This window comes from Actinobacillus ureae ATCC 25976, from assembly GCF_000188255.1.
Taxonomy (GTDB): domain Bacteria; phylum Pseudomonadota; class Gammaproteobacteria; order Enterobacterales; family Pasteurellaceae; genus Actinobacillus; species Actinobacillus ureae.
In genome coordinates this window covers 45,368-61,102 of record NZ_GL831081.1, presented here as the reverse complement: position 1 = coordinate 61,102, position 15,735 = coordinate 45,368, and the positions used below count along the sequence as shown (strand labels likewise).

Here is a 15,735-nt window from a genome sequence, read left to right as displayed (position 1 = left end):
TCGAAAATGCTGAAAAAGTTGCAAGTGCAGCAGAAGTGGACGATCCTCGTAAAGCAGCGGTCGCAGCAGCGCTAGCTAGAGCGAAAGCGAAAAAAGCAGCGCAACAAGGCGCTCAGCAAGTGCCGGAACAAGCTGTCGAAAATGCTGAAAAAGTTGCAAGTTCAGCAGAAGTGGACGATCCTCGTAAAACAGCGGTCGCAGCAGCGCTAGCTAGAGCGAAAGCGAAAAAAGCAGCGCAACAAGGCGCTCAGCAAGTGTCGGAACAAGCGGTTGAAAATACTGAAAAAGTTGCAACCGCAACAGAAGCAGAAGACCCTCGTAAAGCAGCAGCCGCAGCAGCACTAGCGAAAGCGAAGAAAGCGGCTCAGCAAGCACCGGAACAAGCGGTCGAAAATACTGAAAAAGTTGCAACCGCAACAGAAGCGGAAGACCCACGTAAGGTGGCGGTTACAGCAGCAATTGCCAGAGCGAAGGCGAAAAAAATGAGTCAAGGACAATAAAATGACGAGTTTGTTCGACAATTTATTGCCGGCTCAGCCATGGTCATTCTTGTTTATTCAAGATTTAATTGGCACTATCGTGTTTGCCGTATCGGGTGCAATGGCTGCTCGTCAGCATAAAATGGATATTTTTGGAATGTTCATTTTGGCATTTGTGACCGCTGTCGGTGGCGGTACGCTGCGTGATGTGATGATCGGTAGTACCCCAGTTTTCTGGATGAAACAACCTATTTACGTATTGATGATTACCCTTGCGGTTATTATTACTGCCGTTTTTAGGAATAAAATCAGTAAGAAAGAATGGCAAACAGGGCTATTGATTTTTGATGCGATTGGCTTGGGTGTGTTTACTGTAATTGGCGTGCAGAAGGGTCTAGATTTTGGGCTTCACCCGTGTATTGCAATTGCATTAGGCGGTATGACTGGCTGTTTCGGCGGAGTAATTCGAGACATTTTACGTAACGAAGTACCGATTGTGTTACAAAAAGAAGTGTATGTCACGGCAAGTTTAGTTGGTGGCGTGATTTTTGTGTTGTTTTATTCCGCCGGCGTTGAAAGCCGCTGGGTGGATATCGCTACGGTTAGTACCGTTATTTTGATACGTTTATTAGCAATTCGATTTAATCTACATTTACCGAGAATTTAAGCGGGAAAGGAATTATTTGATGTTTAAAATGGTGAGTTCTCCCCATACCCATTCGTCTAATTTAACGGCGAAATTTATGCTGTGGGTAATGGTAGCTATGTTACCGGCACTAGGCGTGCAGTGGTATTTTTTCGGTTACGGTGTGTTTATTCAAGTGGTTATTGCAATATCACTGGCGGTGGTGATTGAAATCGCACTTGCAAAATTGCGCCGAAAACCGACCGCTTTTTATGTTTCGGATTTAAGCGGTTTGTTGACTGCGTTAATTTTAGCGATGTCGATTCCGCCTTACGCACCTTATTGGATCGTTGTGATTGGTGTGAGCGTTGCCCTATTACTGGCAAAGCATGTATATGGCGGTTTAGGACAGAATTTATTTAACCCTGCAATGGTCGCTTATGCGTTATTATTGGTTTCTTTTCCGGTGCAAATGACCGGTTGGCTGGTGCCAATCGATTTGTTAAATGAACCACCGACATTTAGCGATGCGATTTCGTTGGTATTCTCCGGTGTAACCAGTGACGGCTTTAGCGTACATCAATTATTGGGTAGCGTGGACGGTATCGCACAAGCAACACCACTTGACAGCGCCAAAACCAGTATGCAGAAATTAGGTGTAGAAGGTGTATTACAATCCCCGATTTTTAGCGGCATGTTCGCAAATGGTTGGTTGCAAATTAATTTAGCCTTTCTTGCCGGCGGTTTATTGCTAATTTATAAACGCATTATTCACTGGCAAATTCCGGTCGCGATGTTGACGATGTTTGCTTTATTAAGTGGACTAACCGATTTATTGTTACCGCATACACACTTAAATGTCGTTAGTCAGCTTTTCAGCGGTGCAATGATGTTTGGTGCTTTCTTTATTGCAACAGATCCGGTAACCGCTTCGATTACACCTCGAGGCAAATTGATTTTTGGAGGCTTAATCGGTTTATTTGTCTATTTGATTCGTTACTACGGCAATTATCCGGATGCGGTAGCGTTTTCGGTGCTACTGGCAAATATCTGCGTACCATTAATTGACCATTACACTCAACCACGATTATATGGAACCGGAAGATAATGAATATCTCAAAAATTACCGTTAAGTATGCGTTATTATTAGGCGCAATTGCGCTTATTTGCACTGCTGTTTCGACCGGTGTTTATTTACTCACGAAAGGGCGAATTGATGAAGTCACGGCGGCTCAGCAACGCCAATTTTTACAAGAAGTTGTACCGGCAACCTATTTTGATAATGATTTGCTCGGTTCTTGTAAAATGGTGAATTTGCCGAACGCCCCTTATTTAAACCGTGTTTATATTGCAAAAAAATCGGAAAATTTGACCGCTTATGCTATTCAAGCAACGGCACCGGACGGCTATTCGGGCAATATTGTTTTACTTATGGGGATTCAGCCGGATGGCAAAGTGCTTGGCGTACGGACGTTAGAACATAAAGAAACGCCGGGATTGGGCGATAAAATTGAAACACGTGTTTCAGATTGGATTTTGTCCTTTAGTGGCAAGTTATTTAGCTTTGAAACTGAATCTCTCTGGGCAGTAAAAAAAGACGGCGGTCAGTTTGATCAATTTACCGGTGCGACAATTACTCCCCGTGCAGTGGTGAATAATGTACGTCAAAGTGCAAAATGGGTGGTGACGGAGCTGGCAAAGTCTCCCGAACAATTAGAAACGTTTGCAAGTTGTAAATAAGAAATGATCGTATGAATACTGAGAATCAAATTCCGGTGACGGAAATCGATACCACAACGCCGGCAGAACCGTCAATTTGGCGCAATTTGCTTGCTGAAGGCGTGTGGAAAAATAACGGTGCTTTAGTGCAGCTGTTAGGGCTTTGCCCGTTATTGGCGGTGTCAAGTAATGTGACTAACGCCCTTGGTTTAGGATTAGCAACCTTATTAGTGCTGGTTTGTACTAACACAATGGTGTCGTTATTTCGTAAATTTACCCCAAATGATATTCGTATCCCGATTTATGTGATGGTTATTGCGACAGTCGTGACGGCAGTACAGCTCCTAATGAATGCTTTTGCCTATCCGGTTTACCAATCGCTTGGGATTTTTATTCCGCTGATTGTGACTAACTGTATCGTCATCGGTCGAGCGGAAGCCTTTGCGTCTAAAAACTCGGTAGCACATTCTGCTTTTGATGGTTTTGCAATGGGACTTGGTATGACGTTCAGTCTGGTCGTATTAGGTGCAATGCGTGAACTGATTGGTAATGGAACTTTATTTGACGGTTTGGATTTATTGCTGGGCGATTGGGCAAAATCTTTGCGTGTTGATGTGTTACACTTAGATTCCGGTTTATTGTTGGCAATTTTACCTCCCGGTGCTTTTATTGGGCTTGGGGTAATTTTGGCGGTGAAGAATTTAATTGATAAGAAATAGAGAATCGAATGGCTGAACGAATTACTGCCCGAGAGGGGTATGAACATAAGTTTTTAACGGAATTTTTATATCCAAAATATTGGGGGGTATGGTTTGGCGTTCTCGCACTTGTTGTTCTAGCTTATGTGCCGGCTCGTCTGCGTGACAAATTGGGGGCATGGATTGGTAGAATCGTTGCAAATCATTTAAAACGTAAAGGCAAAAAACAGTATCATCGTGCCGATGTGAATTTGCGTTATTGCTTTCCTGAATGGTCGGAACAAAAAAGAGCGGAAGTAATTGAGAAAATGTTTATTACCGTTTCTCAAACAATGCTGGCTATCGGCGAAACTGCATTACGTTCAACCGCTTATTTACAAAAACGCTGTGAGTTTAGTGGCTTTGAGTATGTGAGAGAAGCTCGAGCAAAGGGTAAAAACGTTATCTTACTTGTGCCACATACATGGTCAATTGATGCTGCGGGCGTAGCGATGTACACCCACGGATTCCCGATGACCTCAATGTATAATCCGCACCGCAATGCACTTGTCGATTGGCTTTGGAATATTACCCGTGAAAGATTCGGTGGTAAAATGCACACGCGTAAAAACGGTATTAAGAAATTTTTAAATGATGTACGTAAAGGCGATGTCGGTTATTTCCTACCGGATGAAGATTATGGCGAAGATCTTAGCGTTTATGCTGATTTCTTTGCGACGGAAAAAGCGACTTTACCAGGACTGAATAAAATGGCAAAAGTGGCTAATGCGGTCGTGATTCCAATGTTTCCGATTTACAATGCGGAACTGGGCGTATATCAAATGGAAATCCTATCTCCATTGGAATTTTCCGGCGATCCGGTGCAATCTGCCCGAGAAATGAATAAAGTGATTGAGTATTTCGTGACGAAAAATCTGGAACAATACGTATGGATTTTACGTTTACTCAAGACCCGCCGAAACGGTGAGGATATTTATAAACGTTAGCCGATTTACTGATTTCGTTTTAGAGACAAACAAGCGGTCAAATTTCGCAATTTTTTTGCAAGATTTGACCGCTTGCCGTTTATAAGTCATGGACTATTTTGTTACAGTGGCTTCAATCAGTTTTTCCGCTTTAGTTAAGCTATTTTCAACCGCTTGATATGGCGTATTTGAATGGGTTACAACTTGTTCCGCACGGTTTAATATCACTTCTACTTCTCCGGCATTTGGCTCCGTTACTAACACTTTTAAAGGAAGCTGTAATGCTAAGCTCGGATCTTTCACCATCAACGGTGTTCCGGCTTTTGGTGTGCCGTAAATAATCACGGTTGCCGGTTGCATTTCAAGACCGGCAGCTTTTGCCGCTGCTTGGTGATCGATTTTTGCAAAGACCAGCATACCTTTGTCTTTAAATGTAGTCTCTAAGGTATCGACCGTTTGCTGAAAGCTAAATTTACTTTTAAACACAGCGGGTTTTAAATTGGTTTCCGCATTTGCATAACCGGCAGCTAATTGAGATGTCAGTAGTAAGGCTTTTAATTTCATTGGATTGTCCTCAGTTAAAATAAGCCAATATTAGACTGCAATCTATTATTGCCCTTACACTAAAATTTTACGCTAGGCGTTTAGCCAATTTCGTAGTATCTGCTCACCGTATTCGGTAATAAATGATTCGGGGTGGAATTGCACACCGTAAATCGGTAAATGTTGATGCTTAAAAGCCATTAAGACATTTTGATCACAAACTGCCGTGGCAATAAGTGGTGTGTTTTCCAATGATTTTTGCGAGATTGCCCACGAATGATATAAACCGATATTAAAATGTTCGGGTAAACCGTCAAAAATTGGGTTATTGCTAATTTGGATTAAAGGGCGTTGCTGCCCGTGTCTGACTTCATGTAAATTGTACAGCTCGCCGCCAAAAAATTCACACAGCGTCTGATGGCCTAAACACACGCCTAAAATCGATTTAGTTTGCTGAAAACGTTCCAACATTGCAAAAGTTTGCGGATAAGCTCTCGGTACATCCGGGCCGGGTGAAATCAGAATATGGCTAAAGTTTTCCACCTCATCAAGTACCAATTGTTCCACTAATACCACTTTCATCGGTACGCCGATTTTGCGTAGCAGATCCACCAGATTGAAAGTAAACGAATCGTGGTTATCGATAATTAATAAATTAGTGGCTTTCTTCATTGTTTGCTGCATTGCTATCTTCAATCTTTTCTGCAATTAATGTGAGTTTATTTGTATCAAAATCGTTGGTGAGCATTTCAACTGCCGGCATCGTTTGGCTCGCTTTGGCGGAAAGTTGCTGGAAGCGTTCCACCTTGCCGACTAAGCCTTGGCGTCCGACTAATGAGGTTACCGTCTGATTATATTGGTTATTGACCGTATTTAGCGTATTGCCCAATTTGGCCAAACGGTCGGCAACGGTACAAACTTGATTATAAATTTCGCCTGCTTTTTCACTGATTTCACGTGCTTCGGCATTGCCTCGCTCAATTCGCCATAAATTTGCAACGGTACGCAAAATCGGCATTAAGGTGGTATATGAAACCAAAATGACATTACGTTCATAACCGTAATTAAACAGTTGTGGATCGTGTTTCATCGCTTCAATATAAGCCGGCTCAATCGGTACAAACATCAACACGAAATCCGGACTTTTTACCCCTTGCAAACCGCTGTAATTCTTTTTCGATAAGCCGTCAATATGTGTGCGGAGTGATTTGCAATGCTCATCTAGGGCTTGAGCAATTGAAAAATTTTCTTCGGATCTGACCGCTTGATCATAAGCCAGTAATGACACTTTACTATCAATAATTAAGTGTTTTTGATCCGGCAAATGCACCACAAAATCGGGTGCAAAACGCTTGCCTTCCTGATCTCGGAAACTTTCTTGAGCCACATAGTGTTCACCAGATAATAAGCCCGCCGCCTGCAATGCCGATTCAAGTTGTACTTCGCCCCAATTACCAGCGATTTTATTATTGCCTTTCAGTGCATTGGTTAAGTTTTGTGCTTCTTCCGACATCGACACACCGATTTGTAGTACCCGTTTCAGTTCAGCTTCTAAACTTGCCGTGCCTTTTAGCGACTCACTATGCACTTCATTTACTCGTTTTTGGAAGCTTTCAATTTGTTCTTTAAACGGTTTTAATAGGGCATCTAATGAAGATTGATTGCTGGCGGTAAAACTTTTGGTTTTTTCTTCCAAAATTTGCTGTGCCAAATGTTGAAACTCAACATTAAGTTGTTGTTTTACCTCGATAAAGTTACGTTGTTGTGCTTCAAAATTCGCTTGTTTTTCTGAAAGTGAGGTTCTCAATTCGGTTAATTCATTTTGCGTCTGGCTAAGCTGGGCGACAAGCGATTGGCTTTCACGTTCTTTATGCGAAAGTGAATTTTGATTAAATTGTAATTGTTCTTCTAAACTTTCCGACTTGGCTTGGAATGCACCGATACGCTCTTTCAGCTCATTGATATAGCGTTCCAATTGCTGTTCTTGTTGTTGCGCTTCTTCAATTTTGCCGTGTAAGCGGTTAATTTGTGCCTCTTTTTCGTTAATTCGTTCAATACCTGCTTGGGCTTGGGTTTTATACTGAACTGCCCATTGTTCGATCTGATTTTTTTCAACGGAAAGTTGCTTAAGTTTTTGGTTAATTTGAGTGAGATCGGCTTGTGCTTTAGCCAAATCTTGCGAAAGTTCAAACGCATCACGTTGGTAGCGTGATTGCTGAAAAAACAGAAAAACGGCGATCATTAGTAGCACAGCAATCGCAATATAAAACCATATTTCGTCAATAATCATAAAGGTAAACCCGAATCTAATAGAAAAATATACAGTATTATAGCAATCCGGCGAAAAATGAAAAGTGAAAGAACGTTGCTAAATTAGCGGAAATTCCCCTAGAATAACGGCAATATTCGTCACATTTTGAGTTTATGCAACATTTTATCCAAACCGCTAATCAACTTGGGCAACAGAAAAGCCCGTTTTTCTTTTTAATTGATTTTGAACAGCAAAAACCGATGATTTGCCCGTTAGAACAAGCGGCGGCAAGCGGTTTGTTTTTCGATTTTTTTTGCAAATCGAATGTGGAGGGGCAAAACGTTAGCAAACCGTTTGAATTTCAAATCAATCCCATTTCGTTTGAAACCTATCAGCAAGGTTTTGAGCTTGTTCAAAAGGAAATCCAAGCCGGAAACAGTTATTTATTGAATTTGACTTATCCGACAGAAATTCAAACCAATTACAGTTTAGAAGAACTGTTTTTCGCCAGTTCGGCAAAATATAAATTGTGGTTGAAAGGGCAGTTTGTCTGTTTTTCGCCAGAAACGTTTGTACGGATTCGACAAAATAAAATCTACTCTTACCCGATGAAAGGCACAATCAATGCGAATGAGCCTAATGCGGCTGAAAAGCTGATGCAATCGGACAAAGAATTTACCGAACACAATACGATTGTGGATTTGATTCGTAATGATTTGGCGTTAGTTTCGCAAAATATTCAGGTGACGAAATATCGTTATTTAGAAAAAGTGAATACTTACCGTGGTGCGATTTATCAAACCAGTTCTGAAATTTGCGGCGAGCTAAACGAAAATTGGCAAGCGAGTGTGGGGTCACTATTAGCCAAGCTCTTGCCAGCAGGTTCAATTAGCGGTGCACCGAAAGAAAAAACCGTAGAGATTATTCAACAGGCAGAAATCGGACAGCGAGGCTATTACACCGGTATTTTCGGATATTTTGACGGTGAAAATTTAGAAAGTGCGGTGGCGATTCGTTTTATTGAGCAAAATGGCGAACAACTTCTGTTTCGTAGTGGCGGCGGTATTACCGCAAAAAGCGTGTTGAACGATGAATATAACGAACTGTTGGAGAAAGTGTATGTGCCGATTTCCATTGTTTGAAACGATTGCAATTATTGATGGTGAACCGCAGAATTTAGCTTATCATCAGCAACGCTTTGAAAGTGCGATCAAGCAATATTTTAATGCGCAACCGCAATGGCAATTAGCTGATATGATTTGTGTGCCGAATGAATTTCGGCAAGGAAACGTTCGCTGTCGTATTGATTACAATGCGGGCGAGTTTCAGCAGCGATTTTTCCTTTATACACCACGTAAGATCAGCACTTTCCAATGTGTTTATACTGAGGATTTGGACTACTGTTTTAAATATAGCGATCGCAAGCGGTTGGATTTGCTCAAAACTTTGCAAGCGGATGAAGTGATTATTATCAATAATGGCAAGGTGAGCGATTGTACGATCGGAAATTTGCTTTTTAGCAGAAAAGGGAGATGGTTTAGCTCGCGAGATTATTTATTAAAAGGTACACAGTTAACTAAACTGGTTGAAGAGGGTATAGTTCAATTAGTGCAAATAACACCGCAAGATTTGCCTCAGTATGAACAAATTATGATGGTGAATGCGCTTAATCCTTTTGATTTACAGAGAGTTTTACCGATTTCGGCGATCAATTTTGTTAGATAGATCGAAAAACAGTAAAAAAATGCTTGAAACTGTATAAGTAAACACTATAATAATACACAGTTAATTGACGACAAGCGGTCGTTTTTTCAAAAAAGTTTGCAAAGGACAATACTATGGCAGCTGACAACAAAAAAGCGCAAAAGAATACAGTAACAAAACAAATCGATCCGGAACAAAAAGAAAAAGCATTAGCAGCTGCTCTTGCCCAAATTGAAAAACAATTTGGTAAAGGATCTATCATGCGCTTAGGTGATACGCAAGCGCTTGATATTGAAGCGGTTTCAACCGGTTCAATCGGCTTAGATGCTGCGTTAGGTATCGGTGGTTTACCGATGGGACGTATCGTTGAGATCTATGGTCCGGAATCTTCAGGTAAAACAACGCTGACTTTATCGGTCATTGCGCAAGCACAAAAATCAGGTAAAACTTGTGCGTTTATCGATGCGGAACATGCGCTTGATCCGGTTTATGCACGTAAATTAGGCGTGGATACCGATGCATTATTGATTTCTCAGCCGGATAACGGTGAGCAAGCACTTGAGATTTGTGATGCGTTAGTTCGTTCCGGTGCAGTCGATGTGATTATTGTGGACTCGGTTGCCGCATTAACGCCAAAAGCGGAAATTGAAGGTGATATGGGCGATTCTCATATGGGCTTACAAGCACGTTTAATGTCACAGGCGTTACGTAAACTTACCGCAAACATTAAGGTGACTAACTGCTTAGTGGTGTTTATCAACCAAATTCGTATGAAGATCGGTGTGATGTTCGGTAACCCGGAAACAACAACCGGTGGTAATGCACTTAAATTCTACGCTTCTGTTCGTTTAGATATTCGCCGTTCAGGTGTAGTAAAAGACGGTGATGAAGTGGTTGGTAGCGAAACGAAAGTGAAAATTGTGAAAAATAAAGTTGCGCCACCGTTCCGTGAAGTTCAATTCGACATTATGTATGGCAAAGGTATTTCACGTATGAATGAACTATTGATTCTGGCTGAAGCGAACGGCTTTATCCAAAAAGCTGGTGCATGGTTCTCATACGAAGGTACGAAAATCGGTCAAGGTAAAAATAATGCAATCAAATGGTTAAAAGAGAACACAGAGATTGCAAACAAAATTGAACAAGAAATTCGTGAGTTACTCATTTCAACGCCGGAAAAAACATCAGCAGGTGAACAAAATGTGCTAGATGCTGATGATGTGAATGACTTTGAAGACGAAGAGTTTAACGAAGAAGAACTATAGTAAAAAATGCGGTTTCTGCGAAGGTAGAAACCGCATTTGTTTTTTATATTGAATGATTTTAAGTATGGCTAACTACACGGCAATAAATTATCTGTTATATTTACTCTCCAAACGTGATTATAGTGAACAGGATTTACGACGAAAATTAGTTCAAAAAGAATATAATCAAGAGGAAATTGAACAGGCTATCGAACGAGCGCAAGCGAATAATTGGCAAAGCGATGAGCGCTATTGTGCCAATTTTATTCGTTACCGTTCACAACAAGGAATCGGGCCTCGTCGTTTAAAACAAGAGTTGAAGCTCAAAGGGATTAAAGATTGGCTGATAAGCCAAGAATTGGATAATGCCGAGATTGATTGGTTTATACTTGCCGAGCAAATTTTTGAGAAAAAACGACCGCTTGTCTGGGATATCAAAGCTAAACAGAAAATGTGGCGTTTTATGCTTAGCAGAGGCTTTTATAATGATCACTTTAGCCATTTAATGGACATAGACTACAATGATGCAGAATATGAATAATATTACTTTTTTTAGCCGTTTCGAGGCTGATATTTTAACCGGTAAGAAAACTATTACCATTCGAGATAAATCCGAATCTTATTTTCAACCTCAGCAAGAACTAAAGGTTTTTACTAATGAAACTAATCGTTTCTTTGCGCATATTCGAGTGATTTCCGTTACGCCAATCCATTTCGAGCAATTAAATGAACAGCATGCTAAACAAGAAAATATGTCGCTAGCAGAGCTGAAGCAATTTATCCGAATGATAATGACTTTTTTGTGATTGAGTTTGAATTAATTTAATGAGTATTTTTAAATCAACGAAACAAGTAGAAATTTGCCCTGACTGTGGTTCGGTATTACAAATTAAACGAGGAAAACAAGGTTTATTTTTAGGCTGTAGCGGTTATCCGCAATGTAACTATATAAAACCGCTACATCAGACTAACCACGTAATTAAAGATTTAACGGAACTTTGTCCTGAATGTGGACATTTTTTGCAATTAAAACAGGGTAATTTTGGGATTTTTATTGGCTGCAGTCATTATCCAGAGTGCCATTTTACTGTACATGATGAGGCGGAAGAACAAGAAGAATTTGATTGCCCAGAGTGCAAAACGCATAAATTAGTGCCGCGAAAAGGACGCTCAGGCAAAACATTTTATGGCTGTAGCGGATTTCCTAGCTGTAAGTTTACTTTGGCAGCTAAACCTATAGCAAAAACTTGTCCTCAATGTCAGTGCTCCATTGTGACGGTTAAGAAACAGCGTGGAAAATCGATGTATTTATGTGCAAATAAATCATGCCAATATCTATTTAGTGAAGAAAATGAATAATTTAGAAAATATTGTTGAGCAATTAAAGCAGAATAATGTGGTTGCTTATCCTACTGAAGCGGTATTTGGTCTTGGCTGTAATCCTAATAGCGAGGCAGCCGTTCGAGCGTTATTAAAATTGAAAAAACGCCCAGAAGAAAAAGGGCTGATTCTTATTGCTCCAACCAAGGAGCTATTACTTCCTTATATTGATGAGAGCAAGTTAACCGCAGATCATTGGCAAATTTTTGAAACGTCTTCCGAGCAGGCGATTACTTGGGTGATGCCCGCTAAAAAGGGAGTGCCTCAATATTTGACCGGGCAATTTGATACGATTGCTGTACGCTTATGCCGTGTGTCGGCTGTTGTTGAGCTTTGTGAACGTATCGGATTTGCTCTAACTTCGACCAGTTGCAATTTAACCGGACAAGAACCATGCCGAACGGCAGAAGAAGTAAAATTACAATTCGGAACGGATTTTCCGGTATTAGAAGCTGATACGGGAGGGAAAATCAATCCTTCTGGAATTCGGGATATTTTTACACAACATATTTTTAGACAAGGATAATAAGCATGAATCATTATGCAGTATGGGGAAACCCGATTGCGCAAAGCAAATCTCCACAAATTCATCGATTATTTGCGGAACAGACAGGGCGTGATATTAGTTATATGGCTAAGTTAGGCGATGAGCAGCAATTTGAAATGCAACTTAAGCAGTTTTTTGCAGAGGGAGCTAAAGGTGCAAATATTACTGCGCCATTTAAAGGGCGAGCATTTAAGCTAGCGGATGAGCATAGTGAAGGATGTTTATTAGCCGAGGCGTGTAATACATTGAAGCGGTTGGATGATGGGCGTTTATATGCAGATAATACCGATGGTTTTGGGCTTTGTTCGGATTTAGAGCGTTTAGGTTGGTTTGAACCTAATCAACGTGTGCTTATCTTAGGTACTGGTGGTGCGACTAAAGGTGTACTTTTTCCTCTTTTAGAGGCCAAACAGCAGATTACTATCTATAATCGAACCTTAGAGAAAGCGATTCATTTAGCCGCAAAATTTGCAAAATATGGAAACATTCAGACCGCTTCTCTAGAGCAAATTGCTGAACAAGCGTTTGATTTGGTTATTAATGCAACATCTTTAGGTTTACAAGGAAAATATGTTCCTATTGCAGAGCATCTTTTAAGAAATACTGCCGTTTATGATATGCAATATGCGCCTAATATGCAGACGCCATTTTTAAATTATGCACGTGATTGCGGTGCTCAACGTTATCAAGATGGGCTAGGAATGTTAGTTGGGCAGGCCGCTTTTTCTTTTAAATTATGGGAAAATGAATTTCCTAATATAGAAACTACGTTGGTCAGCCTTAAATTTGAGATAGAAAATGCAAAATAGCATTTCATAACCTATTATAAAATAAGCGGTTTTTAGTTATTTTTATAACAAAATGAGCAATGTGTAGCCAAATAATCAAAATTCTTCACTTTTTTTAATAAAGTGTTTGACGAAGCGAAATAAAATCAGCATAATACACCCCGTAAGCCGATGAGGTGAACGCAAAAATGAGAATGGCTACATAGCTCAGCTGGTTAGAGCACAACACTCATAATGTTGGGGTCGCAAGTTCGAATCTCGCTGTAGCCACCATTTGCGGGAATGGCGAAATTGGTAGACGCACCAGATTTAGGTTCTGGCGCTGCGAGGTGTGTGGGTTCAAGTCCCTCTTCCCGCACCATTCATTGTCTTACGAAAAAATTAGTGTTGGGGTATCGCCAAGCGGTAAGGCACCGGGTTTTGATCTCGGCATCCCTAGGTTCGAATCCTAGTACCCCAGCCATCTAATTTTACTTCATACAATTTCATATAATAAAGCTAACTAAATGTTAGTTTTTTTCTTTTGGGGTATCGCCAAGCGGTAAGGCACCGGGTTTTGATCTCGGCATTCCTAGGTTCGAATCCTAGTACCCCAGCCATATTCCTTACTATCCAATATTATATAATTTTATTAAGATTCAATTTTTATTTTCTTGATTTATTCCTAATTATTCTTATTATCTTCTTTAGATTTAGCCAAAAATTAATTAAAATTAAATGCTATTCTATAAGGAGAAAGTGAATGTTAAATCCAAAGAACCTTGAGTCCTTGGCTCAGCAACTCCACAATGCATTACCTCAGCCGTTAAAAAATGTCGGTAATGATCTTGAAGAAAGATTTAGACAAATTTTACAAGCCCAATTAGCTAAACTTGATATTGTGACCCGAGAAGAATTTGACGTTCAATCTCAAGTATTACTCCGTACACGTGAAAAGCTCAATGAATTAGAAAAACGTCTTGAAGAGCTTGAAAAACATCAATCAAAAGATTAATCCCATTTTTTAACTTTAATTAGCAAAAGGACCTTTAATATGCAAAATATTAATCCAACGCAAACAGCAGCTTGGGCTGCTTTAGAACAACATAAAGCGGATAACTTAACTATTCCTCAGCTATTTGCCGAAGATGCGAATCGTTTTGATAAATATCACTTAAATTTTGAAGAGCAAATTCTTGTCGATTTTTCTAAAAATGCCGTTAATCAAAAAACATTAGATTTATTACGCCAATTGGCAAATGAGTGCGGTTTAGCTTCTGCGACCGAAGCAATGTTCTCTGGTCAGAAGATTAATCGTACTGAAAATCGTGCAGTGTTGCATACAGCATTACGTAACCGTTCAAATACGCCTGTTATGGTTGATGGTAAAGATGTGATGCCGGAAGTAAATGCGGTATTGGCAAAAATGAAGGATTTCTGCGAGCGTATTATTTCCGGAAGTTGGAAAGGTTATACCGGTAAAGCAATTACTGATGTGATTAATATCGGCATCGGCGGTTCAGATTTAGGCCCTTATATGGTAACCGAAGCATTACGTCCGTATAAAAATCATTTGAATATGCACTTTGTATCAAATGTAGACGGTACGCATATTGCAGAAGTACTGAAAAAAGTAAATCCTGAAACAACATTAGTCTTAGTTGCATCAAAAACGTTTACCACGCAAGAAACAATGACTAACGCTTTAACTGCTCGTGAGTGGTTATTAGCGGCGGCAAAAGATGAATCTGCGGTGGCAAAACACTTTGCAGCACTATCGACTAATGCAGCAGAAGTAGCGAAATTCGGGATTGATACGGCGAATATGTTCGAATTTTGGGACTGGGTAGGTGGTCGTTATTCATTATGGTCTGCAATCGGTCTTTCTATCGCTTTATCATTAGGCTTTGAGAACTTTGAAGCATTGCTTTCAGGTGCTCATGCAATGGATAAACATTTCCGTACAGCGCCGATTGAGCAAAATATCCCGACAACATTAGCGTTAATCGGTATTTGGAACAGTAATTTCCTTGGTGCGGAAACTGAAGCATTATTACCTTATGATCAATATTTACATCGCTTTGCGGCATATTTCCAACAAGGTAATATGGAATCAAATGGTAAATTTGTCGGTCGTGACGGCAGTCCGGTAACGCATCAAACCGGTCCGATTGTATGGGGTGAACCGGGTACTAACGGTCAGCACGCTTTCTATCAATTAATTCACCAAGGTACAAAACTGATTCCTTGTGATTTTATCGCTCCAGCACAAACGCATAATCCGGTCGGCGATCACCATGCAAAACTATTATCTAATTTCTTTGCACAAACAGAAGCGCTTGCGTTCGGTAAATCAAAAGAAACTGTAGAAGCGGAATTTGTGGCAGCAGGTAAGGATTTAGCAGAGGTTGCGGAAATCGTATCGTTTAAAGTATTTACCGGCAATAAACCGACAAACTCAATTTTAGTGCAAAAAATTACACCGTTCACTTTAGGTGCATTAATTGCGATGTATGAACATAAAATCTTCGTACAAGGGGTAATTTTCAATATCTACAGCTTCGACCAATGGGGTGTAGAGTTGGGTAAACAATTAGCAAACCGTATTTTACCTGAGTTACAAAATGCAGAACAAATTACCAGCCACGACAGTTCTACTAACGGTTTAATTAACCAATTTAAAGCGTGGCGCTAGGCTTTATAAAGATTAAATGATAAAAAAAAAGCGGTTAGAATTTGCGAATAATTTGCAAATTTTAACCGCTTTTTTATGTGTTATTTATAAAAAAGCTATTCGTTATGATCTACACCCC

At 40.2% G+C, this 15,735-nt stretch carries 17 protein-coding genes, 4 tRNA genes and 2 pseudogenes; 20 read left to right on the top strand and 3 right to left on the bottom strand.

From position 1 onward, the window contains the following. The 6 genes and pseudogenes from HMPREF0027_RS12695 to lpxM all read left to right on the top strand — a co-directional run. Window positions 1-500: pseudogene (locus HMPREF0027_RS12695) on the top strand (electron transport complex subunit RsxC); the annotation flags it as partial. 1 nt (window position 501) lies between these two features. After that, window positions 502-1,146, top strand: a complete 645-nt coding sequence (locus tag HMPREF0027_RS08135) for a trimeric intracellular cation channel family protein (RefSeq protein ID WP_005624037.1) — start codon at window positions 502-504, stop codon at window positions 1,144-1,146. Between the two features lie 19 nt (window positions 1,147-1,165). Next, window positions 1,166-2,212 carry an electron transport complex subunit RsxD gene (rsxD, locus tag HMPREF0027_RS08130; RefSeq protein WP_005624035.1) on the top strand — a complete coding sequence of 349 codons (1,047 nt, stop codon included), beginning with the start codon at window positions 1,166-1,168 and terminating at the stop codon, window positions 2,210-2,212. After that, on the top strand, window positions 2,212-2,844 hold the full coding sequence (rsxG, locus tag HMPREF0027_RS08125) for an electron transport complex subunit RsxG (RefSeq protein ID WP_005624033.1): 633 nt from the start codon (window positions 2,212-2,214) through the stop codon (window positions 2,842-2,844). Before rsxD ends, rsxG begins: the two co-directional genes overlap by 1 nt. An 11-nt stretch (window positions 2,845-2,855) precedes the next feature. Further along, entirely contained in the window at window positions 2,856-3,542 is a 687-nt protein-coding gene (locus HMPREF0027_RS08120) for an electron transport complex subunit E (protein WP_005624031.1), read from the top strand. A gap of 8 nt (window positions 3,543-3,550) precedes the next feature. Then, complete coding sequence (gene lpxM, locus HMPREF0027_RS08115) at window positions 3,551-4,507, top strand: lauroyl-Kdo(2)-lipid IV(A) myristoyltransferase (protein ID WP_005624029.1); 957 nt, start codon at window positions 3,551-3,553, stop codon at window positions 4,505-4,507. 93 nt (window positions 4,508-4,600) lie between these two features. Here lpxM and HMPREF0027_RS08110 read toward each other — a convergent pair whose 3' ends face one another. From HMPREF0027_RS08110 to HMPREF0027_RS08100, 3 genes are all read right to left on the bottom strand, one after another. Then, the gene (locus HMPREF0027_RS08110; protein WP_005624027.1) at window positions 4,601-5,050 is read right to left on the bottom strand and encodes a DUF302 domain-containing protein; all 450 of its coding nucleotides are present in this window, start codon (window positions 5,048-5,050) and stop codon (window positions 4,601-4,603) included. A 72-nt stretch (window positions 5,051-5,122) separates the two neighbouring features. Then, window positions 5,123-5,713, bottom strand: coding sequence for an anthranilate synthase component II (locus tag HMPREF0027_RS08105; protein ID WP_005624024.1), 591 nt, complete (start codon window positions 5,711-5,713; stop codon window positions 5,123-5,125). Next, complete coding sequence (locus tag HMPREF0027_RS08100) at window positions 5,685-7,319, bottom strand: DNA recombination protein RmuC (protein WP_005624021.1); 1,635 nt, start codon at window positions 7,317-7,319, stop codon at window positions 5,685-5,687. Before HMPREF0027_RS08100 ends, HMPREF0027_RS08105 begins: the two co-directional genes overlap by 29 nt. Before the next feature lie 134 nt (window positions 7,320-7,453). Between HMPREF0027_RS08100 and HMPREF0027_RS08095 the strand changes: the two genes are divergently transcribed. From HMPREF0027_RS08095 to pgi, 14 genes and pseudogenes are all read left to right on the top strand, one after another. Beyond that, window positions 7,454-8,422 (top strand): aminodeoxychorismate synthase component I, encoded by a 969-nt coding sequence (locus HMPREF0027_RS08095; RefSeq protein ID WP_005624017.1) that lies wholly within the window; start codon window positions 7,454-7,456, stop codon window positions 8,420-8,422. After that, entirely contained in the window at window positions 8,400-9,005 is a 606-nt protein-coding gene (locus HMPREF0027_RS08090; protein WP_044024476.1) for an aminotransferase class IV family protein, read from the top strand. The genes HMPREF0027_RS08095 and HMPREF0027_RS08090 overlap by 23 nt, the downstream gene beginning before the upstream one ends. 113 nt (window positions 9,006-9,118) lie before the next feature. Further along, window positions 9,119-10,249 carry a recombinase RecA gene (recA, locus tag HMPREF0027_RS08085; protein ID WP_005624011.1) on the top strand — a complete coding sequence of 377 codons (1,131 nt, stop codon included), beginning with the start codon at window positions 9,119-9,121 and terminating at the stop codon, window positions 10,247-10,249. A gap of 64 nt (window positions 10,250-10,313) precedes the next feature. Next, a complete protein-coding gene (recX, locus tag HMPREF0027_RS08080) occupies window positions 10,314-10,769 on the top strand; it encodes a recombination regulator RecX (RefSeq protein WP_181893780.1) in 456 nt (151 codons plus the stop codon). Beyond that, a pseudogene (gene yqfB / locus HMPREF0027_RS08075) lies at window positions 10,762-11,054 on the top strand (N(4)-acetylcytidine aminohydrolase). Before recX ends, yqfB begins: the two are co-directional and overlap by 8 nt. After that, window positions 11,054-11,587, top strand: coding sequence for a DNA topoisomerase family protein (locus tag HMPREF0027_RS08070; protein WP_005624004.1), 534 nt, complete (start codon window positions 11,054-11,056; stop codon window positions 11,585-11,587). The pseudogene yqfB and the gene HMPREF0027_RS08070 overlap by 1 nt, the downstream one beginning before the upstream one ends. Then, window positions 11,580-12,134 (top strand): L-threonylcarbamoyladenylate synthase type 1 TsaC, encoded by a 555-nt coding sequence (gene tsaC, locus HMPREF0027_RS08065; RefSeq protein WP_005624002.1) that lies wholly within the window; start codon window positions 11,580-11,582, stop codon window positions 12,132-12,134. The genes HMPREF0027_RS08070 and tsaC overlap by 8 nt, the downstream gene beginning before the upstream one ends. A gap of 5 nt (window positions 12,135-12,139) precedes the next feature. Beyond that, a complete protein-coding gene (gene aroE / locus HMPREF0027_RS08060; protein ID WP_005624000.1) occupies window positions 12,140-12,964 on the top strand; it encodes a shikimate dehydrogenase in 825 nt (274 codons plus the stop codon). A 175-nt stretch (window positions 12,965-13,139) separates the two neighbouring features. Then, window positions 13,140-13,216 (top strand) — tRNA-Met (locus tag HMPREF0027_RS08055). A 3-nt stretch (window positions 13,217-13,219) separates the two neighbouring features. Continuing rightward, window positions 13,220-13,304 (top strand) — tRNA-Leu (locus HMPREF0027_RS08050). Between the two features lie 27 nt (window positions 13,305-13,331). Then, window positions 13,332-13,406: transfer RNA gene (locus tag HMPREF0027_RS08045), tRNA-Gln, on the top strand. Window positions 13,407-13,467: 61 nt separating this feature from the next. Continuing rightward, window positions 13,468-13,542: transfer RNA gene (locus HMPREF0027_RS08040), tRNA-Gln, on the top strand. Window positions 13,543-13,685: 143 nt separating this feature from the next. Beyond that, window positions 13,686-13,937, top strand: a complete 252-nt coding sequence (gene ubiK / locus HMPREF0027_RS08035) for a ubiquinone biosynthesis accessory factor UbiK (protein WP_005623998.1) — start codon at window positions 13,686-13,688, stop codon at window positions 13,935-13,937. A gap of 39 nt (window positions 13,938-13,976) precedes the next feature. Continuing rightward, on the top strand, window positions 13,977-15,617 hold the full coding sequence (gene pgi, locus HMPREF0027_RS08030; RefSeq protein ID WP_005623995.1) for a glucose-6-phosphate isomerase: 1,641 nt from the start codon (window positions 13,977-13,979) through the stop codon (window positions 15,615-15,617). Window positions 15,618-15,735: the final 118 nt, after the last annotated feature.

Coding starts and splice junctions, on each gene's coding strand:
- aroE (WP_005624000.1), top strand. CDS start 12,140: ATGAATCATTATGCAGTATGGGGAAACCCGATTGCGCAAAGCAAATCT.
- HMPREF0027_RS08095 (WP_005624017.1), top strand. CDS start 7,454: ATGCAACATTTTATCCAAACCGCTAATCAACTTGGGCAACAGAAAAGC.
- HMPREF0027_RS08070 (WP_005624004.1), top strand. CDS start 11,054: ATGAGTATTTTTAAATCAACGAAACAAGTAGAAATTTGCCCTGACTGT.
- tsaC (WP_005624002.1), top strand. CDS start 11,580: ATGAATAATTTAGAAAATATTGTTGAGCAATTAAAGCAGAATAATGTG.
- rsxD (WP_005624035.1), top strand. CDS start 1,166: ATGTTTAAAATGGTGAGTTCTCCCCATACCCATTCGTCTAATTTAACG.
- HMPREF0027_RS08135 (WP_005624037.1), top strand. CDS start 502: ATGACGAGTTTGTTCGACAATTTATTGCCGGCTCAGCCATGGTCATTC.
- HMPREF0027_RS08105 (WP_005624024.1), bottom strand. CDS start 5,713: ATGCAGCAAACAATGAAGAAAGCCACTAATTTATTAATTATCGATAAC.
- recX (WP_181893780.1), top strand. CDS start 10,314: ATGGCTAACTACACGGCAATAAATTATCTGTTATATTTACTCTCCAAA.
- recA (WP_005624011.1), top strand. CDS start 9,119: ATGGCAGCTGACAACAAAAAAGCGCAAAAGAATACAGTAACAAAACAA.
- rsxG (WP_005624033.1), top strand. CDS start 2,212: ATGAATATCTCAAAAATTACCGTTAAGTATGCGTTATTATTAGGCGCA.
- pgi (WP_005623995.1), top strand. CDS start 13,977: ATGCAAAATATTAATCCAACGCAAACAGCAGCTTGGGCTGCTTTAGAA.
- HMPREF0027_RS08120 (WP_005624031.1), top strand. CDS start 2,856: ATGAATACTGAGAATCAAATTCCGGTGACGGAAATCGATACCACAACG.
- lpxM (WP_005624029.1), top strand. CDS start 3,551: ATGGCTGAACGAATTACTGCCCGAGAGGGGTATGAACATAAGTTTTTA.
- ubiK (WP_005623998.1), top strand. CDS start 13,686: ATGTTAAATCCAAAGAACCTTGAGTCCTTGGCTCAGCAACTCCACAAT.
- HMPREF0027_RS08090 (WP_044024476.1), top strand. CDS start 8,400: ATGTGCCGATTTCCATTGTTTGAAACGATTGCAATTATTGATGGTGAA.
- HMPREF0027_RS08100 (WP_005624021.1), bottom strand. CDS start 7,319: ATGATTATTGACGAAATATGGTTTTATATTGCGATTGCTGTGCTACTA.
- HMPREF0027_RS08110 (WP_005624027.1), bottom strand. CDS start 5,050: ATGAAATTAAAAGCCTTACTACTGACATCTCAATTAGCTGCCGGTTAT.